Source organism: Fundicoccus sp. Sow4_D5 (genome assembly GCF_052116365.1).
Taxonomy (GTDB): domain Bacteria; phylum Bacillota; class Bacilli; order Lactobacillales; family Aerococcaceae; genus Fundicoccus.
The window spans coordinates 296,738-311,696 of record NZ_JBQKLF010000001.1; the positions used below are offsets into that span (position 1 = coordinate 296,738).

At 36.0% G+C, this 14,959-nt stretch carries 13 protein-coding genes; 11 read left to right on the top strand and 2 right to left on the bottom strand.

Translation table 11 applies throughout. From position 1 onward, the window contains the following. Positions 1–564 precede the first annotated feature (564 nt). Positions 565–2,739: a PTS transporter subunit IIBC gene (locus ACTQ45_RS01465; RefSeq protein WP_441762758.1), complete on the top strand. Its 2,175-nt coding sequence runs from the start codon at positions 565–567 to the stop codon at positions 2,737–2,739. Positions 2,740–2,810: 71 nt separating this feature from the next. After that, positions 2,811–3,644 carry an endonuclease/exonuclease/phosphatase family protein gene (locus ACTQ45_RS01470; RefSeq protein ID WP_441750155.1) on the top strand — a complete coding sequence of 278 codons (834 nt, stop codon included), beginning with the start codon at positions 2,811–2,813 and terminating at the stop codon, positions 3,642–3,644. Positions 3,645–3,746: 102 nt separating this feature from the next. Here ACTQ45_RS01470 and ACTQ45_RS01475 read toward each other — a convergent pair whose 3' ends face one another. Both ACTQ45_RS01475 and ACTQ45_RS01480 read right to left on the bottom strand, forming a co-directional pair. Beyond that, positions 3,747–4,997, bottom strand: coding sequence for a toxic anion resistance protein (locus ACTQ45_RS01475; protein ID WP_441750156.1), 1,251 nt, complete (start codon positions 4,995–4,997; stop codon positions 3,747–3,749). A 15-nt stretch (positions 4,998–5,012) separates the two neighbouring features. Then, complete coding sequence (locus ACTQ45_RS01480) at positions 5,013–6,104, bottom strand: 5-bromo-4-chloroindolyl phosphate hydrolysis family protein (protein WP_441750157.1); 1,092 nt, start codon at positions 6,102–6,104, stop codon at positions 5,013–5,015. A 236-nt stretch (positions 6,105–6,340) separates the two neighbouring features. Here ACTQ45_RS01480 and ACTQ45_RS01485 point away from each other — a divergent pair, with 236 nt between their 5' ends. The 9 genes from ACTQ45_RS01485 (at position 6,341) to ACTQ45_RS01525 (ending at position 14,956) form a co-directional block, all read left to right on the top strand. Continuing rightward, on the top strand, positions 6,341–6,913 hold the full coding sequence (locus ACTQ45_RS01485; protein ID WP_441762759.1) for an NUDIX hydrolase: 573 nt from the start codon (positions 6,341–6,343) through the stop codon (positions 6,911–6,913). A 28-nt stretch (positions 6,914–6,941) separates the two neighbouring features. Beyond that, entirely contained in the window at positions 6,942–7,475 is a 534-nt protein-coding gene (locus ACTQ45_RS01490; protein WP_441762760.1) for a hypothetical protein, read from the top strand. Positions 7,476–7,497: 22 nt separating this feature from the next. Continuing rightward, positions 7,498–8,214, top strand: a complete 717-nt coding sequence (locus ACTQ45_RS01495; RefSeq protein ID WP_441762761.1) for a 5'-methylthioadenosine/adenosylhomocysteine nucleosidase — start codon at positions 7,498–7,500, stop codon at positions 8,212–8,214. Between the two features lie 407 nt (positions 8,215–8,621). Further along, positions 8,622–9,422, top strand: a complete 801-nt coding sequence (locus tag ACTQ45_RS01500; RefSeq protein WP_441762762.1) for an amino acid ABC transporter substrate-binding protein — start codon at positions 8,622–8,624, stop codon at positions 9,420–9,422. 36 nt (positions 9,423–9,458) lie between these two features. After that, positions 9,459–10,091, top strand: coding sequence for an amino acid ABC transporter permease (locus ACTQ45_RS01505; RefSeq protein ID WP_441750162.1), 633 nt, complete (start codon positions 9,459–9,461; stop codon positions 10,089–10,091). Between the two features lie 14 nt (positions 10,092–10,105). Further along, entirely contained in the window at positions 10,106–10,771 is a 666-nt protein-coding gene (locus tag ACTQ45_RS01510; RefSeq protein WP_441762763.1) for an amino acid ABC transporter ATP-binding protein, read from the top strand. Between the two features lie 234 nt (positions 10,772–11,005). Beyond that, positions 11,006–11,614, top strand: a complete 609-nt coding sequence (gene rpsD / locus ACTQ45_RS01515; RefSeq protein ID WP_441750164.1) for a 30S ribosomal protein S4 — start codon at positions 11,006–11,008, stop codon at positions 11,612–11,614. Between the two features lie 302 nt (positions 11,615–11,916). Next, entirely contained in the window at positions 11,917–13,641 is a 1,725-nt protein-coding gene (locus tag ACTQ45_RS01520) for a septation ring formation regulator EzrA (protein WP_441762764.1), read from the top strand. Positions 13,642–13,819: 178 nt separating this feature from the next. Continuing rightward, complete coding sequence (locus tag ACTQ45_RS01525) at positions 13,820–14,956, top strand: cysteine desulfurase family protein (protein ID WP_441750167.1); 1,137 nt, start codon at positions 13,820–13,822, stop codon at positions 14,954–14,956. Positions 14,957–14,959 lie beyond the last annotated feature (3 nt).

A 14,959-nucleotide genomic window follows, 5' to 3' on the forward strand; every position in this document is an offset into this window, starting at 1 on the left:
GAGGATGTTATCCTTAGGAGCTTAATTGTAAAGACTAAGAGAAAATTTCCTTTTAATTTATTATTTTCATTAGACTCAAGTTTAGCTAGACTCAAGTTTAGCGAAAAAGATAAAAATAGCACTTGATCTGTTTAAAAATAACACACGATAAAGAGAACATTAAAAAATTACCTAAAAATCATTTGATCTTTTCTTGCAATTTACCAGCTGATATTTTCTATAAGAAGTATTCAATATTTAGAAAATGATGTGGGAAAATATTAATAATGACAAGTGCCATGCTGTATTTATCAATGGCCTTAAATTTAGAGCGCAAACTTTCTTAATTTTATAGGGGATTTACCAATATTATCAAGATTAATGTATTTAATGACAAATATTTCGGATAAACAAACTATACCAACGCAACCGATTGCACAATTGACCGATTGGTTATATTCTTATAAAGTGAGAATTATCATAGTGTAAAATGTCATAAAAAGGTTTACAAATTGTTAGAGAGAGACTATAATATAATTTATCGAAACCGCTTGCGTTACTAACTGAATCTTTAGGAGGAATAATATGAAAAAAATATTTAATTTCGAATTTTGGCAAAAGTTCGGGAAAGCTTTAATGGTTGTTATTGCTGTTATGCCAGCAGCAGGACTTATGATTAGTATTGGAAAAACTCTTCCGCTAATTAATGCAGACTTAGCAGTGCTTGTGACAGTTTCAAGTGTCATTGAGAATATTGGTTGGGCAATTATTGGAAACTTGCATTTATTGTTTGCCTTAGCAATTGGGGGAAGTTGGGCTAAAGACAAAGCGGGTGGAGCATTTGCTGCTGGTCTTGCATTTGTGTTAATTAATCGAATTACTGGCTCAGTATTTGGTGTAACTGGAGATATGTTAAATGATCCAGAAGCATTTACTCATACTGTGTTTGGCACGAAAATTATGATAAACGGATTCTTTACGAGCGTATTAGAAGCACCAGCGCTAAACATGGGCGTGTTTGTAGGGATTATTGCAGGTTTCGTTGGTGCGATGGCATTTAATAAATACTATAACTTCCGTAAATTACCTGATGCTTTATCATTCTTTAATGGTAAACGCTTTGTACCATTCGTAGTTATCTTATGGTCGACACTTATCTCACTCGTTTTAGTTATGGTTTGGCCATATATTCAAGCAGGAATTAACAATTTTGGTTTATGGATTGCTCAATCGCAAGATACTGCGCCAGTATTAGCCCCATTCTTGTATGGAACGTTAGAACGATTGTTATTGCCATTTGGTTTACACCATATGTTAACTATTCCTATTAACTATACACAATTAGGTGGAACATATACGATTCTTTCAGGTGCACAAGCAGGAACTCAAGTGTTTGGTCAAGATCCACTTTGGCTAGCATGGGCAACTGACTTAGTAAACCTACGTGAGGTTGATGTCTCACAATACGAATATATACTAAATGGTTGGGTACCTGCTCGTTTCAAAGTGGGGCAAATGATTGGAGCATCAGGTATCTTGATGGGCTTAGGATATGCAATGTATAAAAACGTTGATATGGATAAGCGTACAGGTTACAAATCCATGTATCTATCGGCAGCATTAGCTGTCTTTCTAACGGGAGTTACTGAACCATTAGAATTTATGTTCATGTTTGCGGCAGTACCATTATATGTAGTCTATGCTATTATTCAAGGGACAGCATTTGCGATGGCAGATATTCTACCATTGCGTCTTCATTCCTTTGGTAACATTGAATTACTTACTCGAACACCATTAGCTTTTAAAGCAGGTTTGGGTGCAGATTTAATTTACTTTGTAATTGTTGTCATCATTTATGCAGTACTTACTTACTTTATAGCTAACTTTATGATTCGCAAATTTAACTTTGCAACGCCAGGACGTAACGGTAACTATGAATCTGATAGCAGCGAAACGACAACGACAGAACCAGGTTCAGTTGATAAACAAGTTGCGTCAATTGTTGGTTTACTAGGTGGAAAAGCTAATATTGTAGATGTTGATGCTTGTATGACACGCTTACGTGTAACTGTTAAAGACAGTGCAGCAGTTGCGCCGGAGAAAGAATGGAAGAGATTTGGTGCAATGGGCTTACTTGTGAAAGACAAAGGAGTCCAAGCAGTTTACGGACCAAAAGCTGATGTGTTAAAGTCAGACATTCAAGATTTATTAGATTCAGGTGTCGAAATTCCAGCTTACACAGCAGTTGATACACATGATGAATCACTAGTTGTAGAAAAGGGTGTAACGCCAAATTTCGGATCAGCTAAAGTTGATCTATTAAGTGTAGCAAAAGGCTATGTTATCCCAATCAATCAAGTCAATGACCCAGTATTCGCCGAAAAAATGATGGGTGATGGATTTGCTGTAGAACCAACGGACGGTAAAGTGTACTCACCAGTTTCTGGTAAAGTATTATCAATATTCCCTACAAAACATGCGATTAGTCTCCAAACAGATACAGGAATAGACGTGTTAGTTCATATGGGCTTGAACACAGTTGAAATGAAACACAATGCGTTCAACTTGCAGGTAACTGAAGGACAGACAATTGAAGCGGGGGACCTATTAGCAAAGATGGATTTAGAAGCTGTTAAGGCTGAAGGAAAAGAAACAACAATTGTTGTAGTATTCACAAATAGTGACACAGTTAAATCTTATCAATTAACTGAAACTGGATTGAAAGATGCGAAAGCACTAATTGGTCAAGTTGAAAACTAAGCGAATAGAACACCGTAGAAAACTAGGGATTTATTCCTGGTTTTTTATGTCAGAATAGGAAGGGGACTAACATGGCGAAAATCATGACTTTAAATACTCACAGTTGGATGGAAGAAGAAGCAGAGAAAAAACGCCAGCAACTTGTTGAGCACTTAGTAGAAGCGGATTATGAAATTATCGCATTACAAGAGGTCAATCAACTTCTTAACTCTGAAACAGCTATAACGGATGCCTACTTTCAGCCATTAGCCGATCAATCGGATATCCACCAGGACAACTTTGCATATATGTTGGTAGAAGAGCTGAAAGAAAATGGTATAAATTATTACTGGACTTGGACGGCAAGTCATATAGGTTATGGTCGTTATGCGGAAGGAGCAGCTATTTTATCCAAACATAAAATTGAACCAGCTAGTTTCTTAGTTTCATTAGAAGATGACTTTTCCGATTATCACACGCGTCAAATTCTGCTTGCTAAGACTCAATTACTAGGCAAAGAAGTTAGGGTCTTGAGTGGTCACTATTCTTGGTGGAATCCAGCCAGAACATCAGGGTTTTCCTATGAATGGGACAAAACCTTAGGTTTTCTAAGTCAAGAGGAGACTCCAATCATATTAATGGGAGATTTAAACAATGCCGCTGATGTTAAGGGTGAAGGCTATGACTACGTTCAAGAAACCGCTCCTTTCTTGTTAGATACTTACAAGATAGCAGAAGAGGTCGTAGGCCGTTATACCGTAGAAAAGAGTATTGACGGTTGGGAAGGGAATCAACAGAAATTACGCATTGATTATATCCTGATTTCTAAACCGTTTAGTGTGGCACGTTATCAAGTGATATTTGATAATGTTTCAAGTCCAATTGTAAGTGATCATTATGGTGTAGAAGCCGAACTATTTATCTAAACGCAATAAACCAATAACCCCTTAGGTCTTTTCAGGCTTAAGGGGTTATTTATGTTGAATGACTATAAAAAAGCATGCCACTTTTAGATGGCATGCTTACTGTTAGTGTTGATTCATATGCATTTCTTTTTGTTGATCAGAAATTTCTAATAACTTATCACGCAATTGATTTTCCATACTTTCTAATTCTAATTGAGCAGTCGCTCTTTGTTGGCGGCCCTCTTGTTGAATTTTAAGCGTTTCTTCAATCGTTTGAATTAAGTTACTTTGTGTTTTCTGTAAAGTTACTAAATCAATAACACCGCGTTCAGATTCACGAGCTGTATCAATGGCACTTTGTTTCAACATCTCTGAGTTTTTAGTTAACAAGGTGTTCGTAGTTTCAGAAACTTGTCTTTGTGAGACAGCAGCATTTTGCTGACGTAATAGAGTTAAAGCAATTGTAATTTGGTTTTCCCATAAAGGAATTGCAGTGTGAACGGAGACTTGGATTTTTTCTGCCAAGGCTTGGTTCGTATTCTGAATCATTCGAATCTGTGGTGCTTGTTGAATTGTCATTTGGCGAGTTAAACGCAAATCATGAGTTCGTTTGTCTAAACGGTCTAAAAATTGATTCAAGTCACTAACCACTTGGACATCCATTTGACTATTACTTTCACGGGCTTTTGTTATTGCTTTTGGAATAACTTCTTCCTGCATTTCTTGCATTTTCAATTCTCCAGCGGCAATATAAATGTTCAAGGCTTCAAAATAGTCTTTATTTTTCTGATAAAGTTGTTCTAACATCATGTTGTCATTTAATAACTCGTTTTTTTCACGTTCTAAGCGAATGACAACTTTATCAATTTGACTACCAATTTGCTGATACTTCATTTGAGTTTCAGTAATCGATGCTTTCACTTTACCAAATAGGCGTTTAAAAACATTAGGTTCTGCTGAAAGGTCTTTAGGGTTTGATGTTTCTAATGTTTGCATCAAGTCTGTTAAGACATCTCCGATTTCGCCGGTATCTTTCATTTGCACAGTTGCTAGCATGTTATGTGAGAACTCACTCAATTTTTTCTGAGCATTCGATCCATACGCTATAACTGCGGACATATTTGTTTCATCAATTTGTCCAGCTAAGTCACGGGCTTGCTTCTTGCGATGTTCTGGTAAACGCTCAATCAGTTTTTCAGTTGTCACAGCTCTTTGTGCCATCATAGTTGCATCGGCTAACTCAGTTTGAACGGCACTTGCACGGTCCGTTGATTCTTCGTTGAAGGGATTTGATAATAGATCATTAAACTCTGGACTCATTTGAGCATCTAATTCGTCAAAAATATCGATTGTTTGCTTCTTATCTTCAGTCATAATATCCTCCTTTATTTACTCATCTGCTTGATCAGCTAACCAATCATTGCTTTCCTTTAGTATAGCATCAACAGAATCGGTCATGTTATCAATATCCTCTTGCTCAGAAGACATTTGTTGTCTGGCTGCTTTACGAGATAAATTACGATTAGCTAATTTGATTTCATCCTGCATTTCATTGTAAGTGTCTTGGTGGAACAAGACATATTCATCAGTAATTTGTTCACAGATTTGTTCAATTGTTTGAGCACTTTTTTCTAAAATTAAATAAGTCTGCTTGTTCTTCGCAACGTGTCCATTAATTTCATTATACTTTAAGATCAAATCTTCTAAAGAAGGTAAGAACTTGTATAAGAATTGACTCGCTTGAGTAAAGCGGGTAGGGTCTTCAACAATATCTTTAAAAAAGTTTTGTGCGACTTCAATTGTATTGTATCTCACTTCAATCGCTCTTAATTTAGCTGTTTTTGCAATACCAGTTTCTACCGATTTGATTTGGTCACGCGCAATAGCCATTTGAGATCGGAAGTACTCAATCTCTGTCTCCGTTAGTCCCTCATTATAGTAATGTTGAATTTTATCTTTATTAGTAAAATTCATTTGAGTGGTGGTTGATGAATAACCTTTGCTACGCGTACTCAAGAACAATCTGGCAAACAAACATAATAACCAAACGAAGAATGATGAGCCTAGAACGAAACTAGCCACCACCGCACTTGTCTCAAAGGCACCTTCATAAATAGAGTACGAATTTGTAATCAGTATTGATGTCATAAACACACAGAAGATACCAATGTAATAAATAGCTTTTAACCAAGAAAAGTTAAAACTTACTTCCAATTTGCTAAAGATTACGGTTAATAGAATAGTGTTAACGATAATACTTATGACCACAGATAGAGTGTATCTAGAGAAAAAGGCTAATTGTCCAAAGACGCCACCAGAAACTAACAGCGCAATACCGACAAAAATTAACACACCGATACGGCTCTTGAGTTGCGTTTTTTCAGCTGAAGATAAATTCTTACCTGCTACTAAGTTGTAAATATTTATACATAAAATGATAAATATTAAAAAGCAGAAAATTATATACCCCATAAAAATCATTATTGTTTCCTCCTTTAAATTCCTAATAATTCTTTACACTATTAGATTACCATAAGTCTTGTTTGGACTTATCGGACTTGAGGCTTATCTATGGACAATTCTATCTATTATCTTAAATAATCATGACATTTCATAAAAAGAATCGAGACTAAAGATGGATTAAGCTATAATAAGAGTGTGTTTAAATGTTAAATGAAGTTAACATAAAATAATGAAAGTATCAGAGGTGGAAACAGATGAAAGTAGAGAACAAAGATATCAATTTTTTACAAGATCCACGCCTAGTATCTAGTGAGATGATTTTTGACGGTGCGATTTTACGGTTATATCTGAACCAAATTAAATTGGATAGTAAGCAAATTGTCTCGAGAGAATTATTACATCATCAACCAGCAGCGGCTATATTAGCAGTTACAAAGGAAGATAAGGTACTATTAGTTAAACAATATCGACCAGCAATAGTTGAAGAAATTTATGAAGTACCTGCGGGGATCCTAGATTATTTAGATACAGGAACCGAAGAGGCTGAAGTAGGTGCAATAAGAGAGCTTGAAGAAGAAACAGGTTATCGTGCCAACCAAATAGAACGATTAGCAAGTTTTTATGTCACTCCAGGCTATTTAAATGAAGAAATTATTTTGTTTTCTGCCACAGATTTAGTCAAAGTCGATCACCCCTTACCTCAAGATGAGGATGAAAATGTAACAGTCCATGAATTTTCTCGCTCAGAAATCCAAGCCATGTTAAAGGTTGGAGAAATTAAAGATTTAAAAACACTATATGCCTTACAGATTTGGTTAAATAATTAAGACACTAAAGTAGAAAGGGAAGTGTTTTATGAAATTTCGCACTAAAAAAAATCAAAAGAGTCATAAATACGATGAGTATTTAGCTTACGACGAGTCGAAGCATGGACCTGCGAGTGAATCATTGGATGTTGATAATAATCAAGAGCTTGACCAAATAGAAGGTCCGCTTTATGATCCACAAGCTCTTAACCAAGCTGTAGATGACAATTATCAATATCCGCAAGGAGAATTAAACCCATATGCTTATGATTATCATGAGATGGCAAATGAACTAGAGGAGTATCGTGAAGAGGTGACTGAGTCCTATGACACGCCAAATACTTTCTATAATAATGAGACACTACCAGAAGAAGGGTATCCTTCAAGGCAAGCTTATCTACAAGCCCAAAAAGCTTATGAAGCCGAAGTGAAATCTATTCAAGAGGTCTATGAAGATGATAATGAGCAAGGCAATGTACGGCGTGCTAAATACAGTGCAAAGGTCGATCGTTTTTTAACTAATGGTATAATCGTAGTCGGTGTTTTATTAATTGCCGTCTTATTGATTGCATTTTTAGTATGATATTAAAAGGAGAAAACATTAAATGAAAATTGGTATTATTGGCGCAATGGAAGAAGAAATTCGTTATTTAAAAAAAGTAATAAAAAATCAAGAAACAATCCATCATTATAATTTTGTATTTACAAAAGGACAGCTTGGTCAACATGATGTTGTTTTAGTCCTTTCTGGCATAGGTAAAGTAAACGCTACTGTCAGTGCTTTGTTATTAAAAGAAAAATTTGATGTGGATGTTATGATTAATACTGGATCAGCAGGAGCAATTGACCCAGTTTTAGAAGTAGGCGACATTGTTATCGCACATTCTTTAACGCATCATGATGTCGATGTGACAGGCTTTGGCTATGAGCCGGGACAAATGGCAGGGATGCCAAACGTTTATTACCCGAATACCCAATTAATGAGAATCGCTCAAGAGGTATGTCGCACGATGGACATGGAACCTATTATTGGACAGATCGCCAGTGGAGACCAGTTTATTAATAGTGGTGATAAAATCAAAGCAATTGCTACAACATTTCCAACTGTACGCGCAGCTGAAATGGAATCAGCAGCCATAGCGCAGACGGCTTATGTTTTAGGCGTACCCTTTGTAATCATCAGAGCAATTTCTGATCGTGCCGATGATGAAGCGAGCATGTCCTTTGATCAATTCATTTTATTTGCTGGAAAAGTATCCGCAACAATTGTGACGAAGCTAGTTGAGGCCATTCCAGAAACTATAAAAGTCACAGATGATTAAAATTAGATTAAAAAGCTTGACAAAAAAGACTTGATATCTTATTATTATCTTAAATAATAAAGCGAAACCTATTTGGTTTTAATTTAAGACAAAGAGATAGGAACTATTTTGTAAGAGAGTTTGCGGTAGCTGAAAAGCAAATCCTAATAGCCTGTTTCAACACAGCTTAAATTCAAATGATTTTTGCCGTTTGCCACGATATAGCTTCAGTTACTCTGTTAACTGTATGAGATGAAAACTGTGAGGTTTTCATGAATAAAGGTGGAACCACGTTATGACGTCCTTTAATCCCTAGTTGGATTAAAGGACGGTTTTTTTTTAGGTAGTGAAGCCTTGGACTGTCGCGCAGGTCAAATTTGTTGTTGCTACACAATGTTGAATAATAAAATTAAAGTGGGGGAATTGTTATGAAAAAAATGGTGAAGTTAGTATTAAGTTTATTAGTAGTGTTCTCAATCGCTCCAAGTACTGCATTTGCACAAAGTGGTAAAACAATTGATCGAGAGGCCGGAGTAGTGATTGGTTTTGACGATACGTTTGCTCCGTTTGGCTTTAAGAATGAAGCAGGAGACCATGTAGGATTTGATTTGGATTTAGCAGCTGAAATACTCGGTCGTATGGAAGTTGACTATTCGTTCCAACCAATTGATTGGAGTATGAAAGAAACTGAATTGAATACTGGTAATATCGATATGATTTGGAATGGTTATTCCATTACACCTGAAAGAGAAGAAGTCGTTTTATTCTCAGAACCTTATATTGAAAACCGTCAAATTATTATTGTGCCAGTTGATAGTGACGTGAAGTCTAAAGCGGATTTAGCTGGTAAGGTTTTAGCGACTCAAGAGCAATCCGCATCATTAGAGGCTATCCTTGCTGATGAGGAGTTTGTCGCTACTTTAGGTAGTGATCCAGTCACTTATGCAACTTTTGTAGAAGTTTTTAGTGATTTGAATAATGGGCGTGTGGATGCAATTGTTGTAGATGAAACGCTAGCTAGCTACTTCTTAGAGCAAAATGATTCAGCGGCAGATTATAGAACGTTAGAAGATAACTTCGGAGAAGAAGAATATGGCGTTGGTTTCAGAAAATCAGATGACGCCTTTGTGGAAGAATTTAATGCTACATTAGCTGAAATCATTGAAGACGGTAAATTTGATGAAATCAAAGCGAATTGGTTCACTGCTATTGAAGCAGAACAGGATTAATCACTCAATATAAATAGTAGAAGGAAGTGCTAGACGATGGAATCACTCACGATGTTTGAACCACTAATGGAAGGATTTAAAACAACTTTACAATTTTTTATGCTGACACTGATAGGCAGTATACCTTTAGGGTTGTTGTTAGCCTTAATTGAACAGAAACTACCGAAGTGGTTGGGAAGCATTATTCGTGTTTACGTCTATCTGTTTCGAGGTACGCCACTTTTACTTCAAATGATGTTTGTTTTTTTCGGTTTACCTTTTGTCGGAATTGTTTTGGGGCGCTTTGAATCTGCTTTGTTCACATTGATCATCAATTATGCGGCTTATTTTGTAGAGATTTTTAGAGGTGGCTTAAATGCGATACCTTCTGGTCAGTATGAAGCGTTGAAGGTGTTGTCGATTAATCGTTTGACCGGTTTATATCGTGTCATTTTGCCTCAGTTATGGCAAATTGTTATGCCATCAGTGGGGAATGAAGTAATAAGTCTGATTAAAGATACCTCGCTCATTTATATTCTGGGGCTAGATGAGTTGTTAAAAACAGGACGGACCCTAGCCAACCAGAGTGCGAGTCTTTTACCATTTGTGTATGTTGGTATTATCTACTTACTGTTCACAGGAATCACCACTTTAATTCTAAATAAAATAGAACAGAAAATTGCAGATTAGGAGGCGTTAATCAAATGAGTTTAATTGCTACAGGTATATCAAAAAGTTTTGGATCAAACGTCATTATTGATCAGTATGATTTTACTGTCACACCAGATCGCTTGACGATTGTTCTGGGAGAATCAGGAAGTGGAAAGACGACTTTATTAAGGATGATTAATCACCTTGAATCAGTAGATAAAGGTTCTATTTCACTTGATGGTATTCCATTAGTGATAGAAGGTGTCTATCAATCGAATGACAATATAAAACAATACCAACACAAAATTGGTTTGGTGTTTCAGGATTATCAGTTGTTTCCTAATCTTACAGTCCTAGAGAATCTACTATTAGCACCTTTATCTAATAAAATGGGGGATCGCGAGCAATTAATCATTCAAGCTAAAGATTTACTAGAACAAATGGGACTGCCTGGAAAAGAAGACATGAAGCCCCGCCAATTATCAGGTGGACAAAAACAAAGAGTCTCTATCGCAAGAGCAATGATGATGAAACCAAGTATGCTATGTTTCGATGAACCAACTTCTGCATTAGATGAAAATACTGTTTCTAAAGTTGCAGAACTAATTTTACAATTGAAAAATCAAGGGATGATGATTCTTATCATTACTCATGATCGGACATTAGTTGAAAAACTAAGCGATCAAGCGAATGTAATCGAATCAACAAGCTTTATTTAAATAAAACAACTTAATAAAAGTGCTTGTATTAGATTATGTTTTCTGTATAATGATAGGAGTGTAAAATAATGCAGCGAAAAAAAAGAAAGCGCGTCAACAGTCTAACGCCTTGTCAATTAGAGAAGGTCAGCGAGTAACTGCGGCTGCTAATGCGAAAGTTGAAGTTAAACTGCACGCATTCGGTTTTTTTATCAAGTTATTTTACTCCATAAAACTTTTATTGGAGGAATTTAAATGTCAAGATATACAGGTCCATCATGGAAATTATCACGTCGTCTAGGTGTGTCATTAACAGAAACAGGTAAGGAATTAGCAAAACGCCCATTCCCACCAGGACAACATGGTAATGCACGTAAAAAACTTTCTGAGTATGCTTTACAATTACAAGAAAAACAAAAATTACGTCATATGTACGGAATGAACGAACGTCAATTCGCGACTTTGTTCAACAAAGCAGGTAAAATCAAAGAAGGTAAACACGGTGAGAACTTCATGGTTATCCTTGAAACTCGCTTAGATAACTTAGTATACCGTTTAGGTTTTGCTTCAACTCGTCGTCAAGCTCGTCAATTAGTTAACCACGGTCACATTACTGTAGATGGTAAACGTGTGGATATCCCTTCATACTTAGTTCAACCGGAACAAGTTATCGGCTTACGTGAATCATCACGTGATGTTGCAGTAGTTAAAGAAGCATTAGAAAACATGGTAACTCGTTTAGAGTACGTTTCTTATGACGAAACTGCAATGGAAGGTAAAATGACTCGCTTGCCTCTAAGAAGTGAATTAAACGCTGAAGTAGACGAAGCTCTAGTCGTTGAATACTACAACAAATTAGGCTAATCGCTAAATTATTGCTAATGAAGCAGGTAGGAATCGCTAGGTTCTTACCTGTTTTCTTATGATTTTATGAGGGGGATAAACCGCTTAAAACTCTGAGATTAACAATTAATTTAGTTGTGGGTCTAATGCTCATCAGTTGTTGGGTGAATGATCTACTCAGTAAAAATAAAATCTTATGAATATTACTGGGTTTCGCTTTAATTAACACATTTATAATGCTATAATATAGAGTGATTAATTACGGAGAAAATTCATCTACTGCCAATAAAGATAATTACGATGGAACAGAGGAGCGAACTAGAATGCAATTGAGATTTACTGACATACTATTTATTATAGTCGTCATTGTCCTGGTTGTTTACGGAGTTATTTATTATTTTCGTACCCAGCGCAATAAAGACATAAGAGACTTGGAAGAGCGAAAAGAGAAGATGATGGCAATCTCGATTGCTGATCAATTATATACGTTAAAAAACATGAATTTATCAGGGCAAACTAAGCGTAAATATGAAAGCTTAGTAGCAACTTGGCAGACCATCACAAACTTTCAATTTACAGAAATTGAATCAGCTTTAGTTGGTTCTGAACAATTCCTTGAACAAATGAATTTAGTAAAAGCTCAAAAAGCTGTCAATCAAGCACGTGAAATTCTTGACGAGACAGAAATTCAAGTGAATGAATTGCATGAACAATTAACAGACTTACTTTCAGTTGATACTGAAAACCATGAACGTAACGAACAATTATTGGAGCGTTACAACACGGCTCGTAAAAGTATCATGAATCAAAGTTTTGATTATGGTCCTGCAATTGAAACCTTAGAAAAGAATATACAATACTTAGAATTGAATTTCACTAAATACAACGAACATACAACAAATGGCGATCACTTAGAAGCACAAGACATGTTAAGCACAATTGATGCTGATATGACTAGTTTAGAAGAAATTCTAGAAAAGATTCCAGCAATGTATGACAAAATTAAGAATGACTACGAAGACTCATTAACAGATTTACGTGAAGGTTATCAACGAATGATTGACAGCCGTTATAATTTCGAAAACATCAATATTCCAGAAGAAATTGATGAGATTCAAGAGCAATTAAACAATGCCAAAAAAGAAATTAAAAACGCCGATTTATCAGACGCTAAAACTTTAATGGATAAGGCTGATCGTGAAATTAACTCTTTATATGATTTATTAGAATCAGAAATTGCAGCAAAAGAGTATGTTAATAAGAATGTGAACCAATTACGTGACCAGATTAAACAAGTGGTTGAAAATAACCGCTATGCTGGTATCGAAGTGGATCGTATCGCTCAGAGTTATATTCTGCATAACAGCGAATTAGATCAAGTGAATGAATTGACAGATCAAATTCGTGTGGAACAGAATAAGTTCCGAGACATTACAAAAGAAATTAATGAACATCATGCTATCTTTACTAAAATTGAAGCATCTGTTAAGAAACTAAAAAAACGTTTCGATGATATTGATGACAAGCAGCGCAAATTAGTAGAGAACTTGTCTGGTTTAACAATCAGAGAAAAAGAAATTAAAAGCAATCTTGATTTGTATGAATTAGACTTGCGTAACATTAAACGTAAAGTTGAAAAACATCATTTACCTGGTTTGAGCGAAGATTATTTCACTAAGTTTTATCAAGTCACTGATGAGATTGAGAGCTTATCTAAACAATTAAACCGTGTTCGTATCGATATGACTGAGATTGAACTGACTGCTAGTCAGTTAGAAGAGCACCTTGATCAACTTGAAAGTTTAACTGAAGAGATTATCGATAGTGCGATGTTAACTGAATACATGATTCAACATAGTAATCGATTCCGTTATGATTATCCAGATATGGATCAAGCAATTAAAGAAGCGCAATATCTATTCCACCGTGAACATCGTTATCAAGACGCTTTAGCTGTAATTGAAAAAGCTTTACGTCGGATTGATCAAGAAGGGCCTACCCAAGTAAGACGTATGTATCACCAAGAAAAACAAACAAGAATTTATTAATTGTAGTTATGAGACAGAATCGACTTAGGTCATTCTGTCTTTTCTTTTGTATTAGAGGATAGTGCTAAAAATTTAGACTTAAATGTTCTTCTATAGACAATAGCAAATCGGTTTCGTTATAATAATTAGTGCAATAATTTAGACAAGTAGACAATAGCTAAGAAAAAGGAGTTTGAGGATGTTTTATTTTGACCATAGTGCAACCACTCAACCGAGTCATGAAATCATGAAAGTCGTTCAGGAAGTGGCTGTAAATTTTTATGCCAATCCGTCCAGTATTCATCAAATGGGAGAAAAATCAAAAGCATTGATGAAACAAGCAAGACAACAGATCGCCACTATTCTAAAGTTTAATAGAGACGAGATATACTTTGCATCAAGTGGAACTGAGGTAAACAATTGGGTTTTTCAAGCAATTCTACCTGCCTTACAGGCACTTCATCCAGAGAGAAAGCGCGTCATTATATCGAGTGTTGAACACCCATCAATAACCGCCCAAATTGCAGTGTTAGAGCAACAGGGCTTCATTGTTGACTTAGCACCTGTTAATGGCGATGGACTATTGGATATGGCCGCTTTAGAAGCGTTACTCGCTCAGGATGTTCTCCTTGTTTCAACAATGGCTGTTAATAATGAAGTAGGCAGCATTCAACCTATCGAGGGTATTGCCAAACGATTAGCGTCCTTTCCTCAAATCGTTTGGCATGTTGATGGTATCCAAGCGGTAACCACTCAAATGGAGTCCTTATTAAATTCTAGAATAGATTTAATTAGTTTATCTAGTCATAAGTTTCACTCCATTCGTGGAGCGGGGATTTTGGCCAAAAGAAATAAAGTTCACTCACACCCTTTTCTATATGGTGGAGGTCAAGAATCTGGCCTTCGTAGTAGCACGGAGAACTTACCAGCGATTGTTGCAACGGCTAAAGCTTTAAGACTAGCTTATGAACAACAAGACAGCGTTAAAAAAATGCTTGCTCAATATCGAATGACTATTATTGAATCGTTAATAGAGAAGCAATGGCACGTATTTGCTGAAGATACAGCAAGTGAACATATTATATGTGCTGCTTATCCAGGAGTCCCTGGAGAAGTGCTTGTCCACGCGTTTGAAGAACAACAAGTCATTATATCGACAACGAGCGCTTGTTCAAGTCGTAAGCATCAAACGCACCATACATTAAAAGCGATGAGTGTTGCAGAGGACCTATCCACTTCAGCTATTCGAATCAGTATGTCTCAAACCACAACGGCTCAAGAAGTGGCTGGCTTGATTAAAGCAATCAACGTCGTAACAAATAAATTTTCTAAATAATGG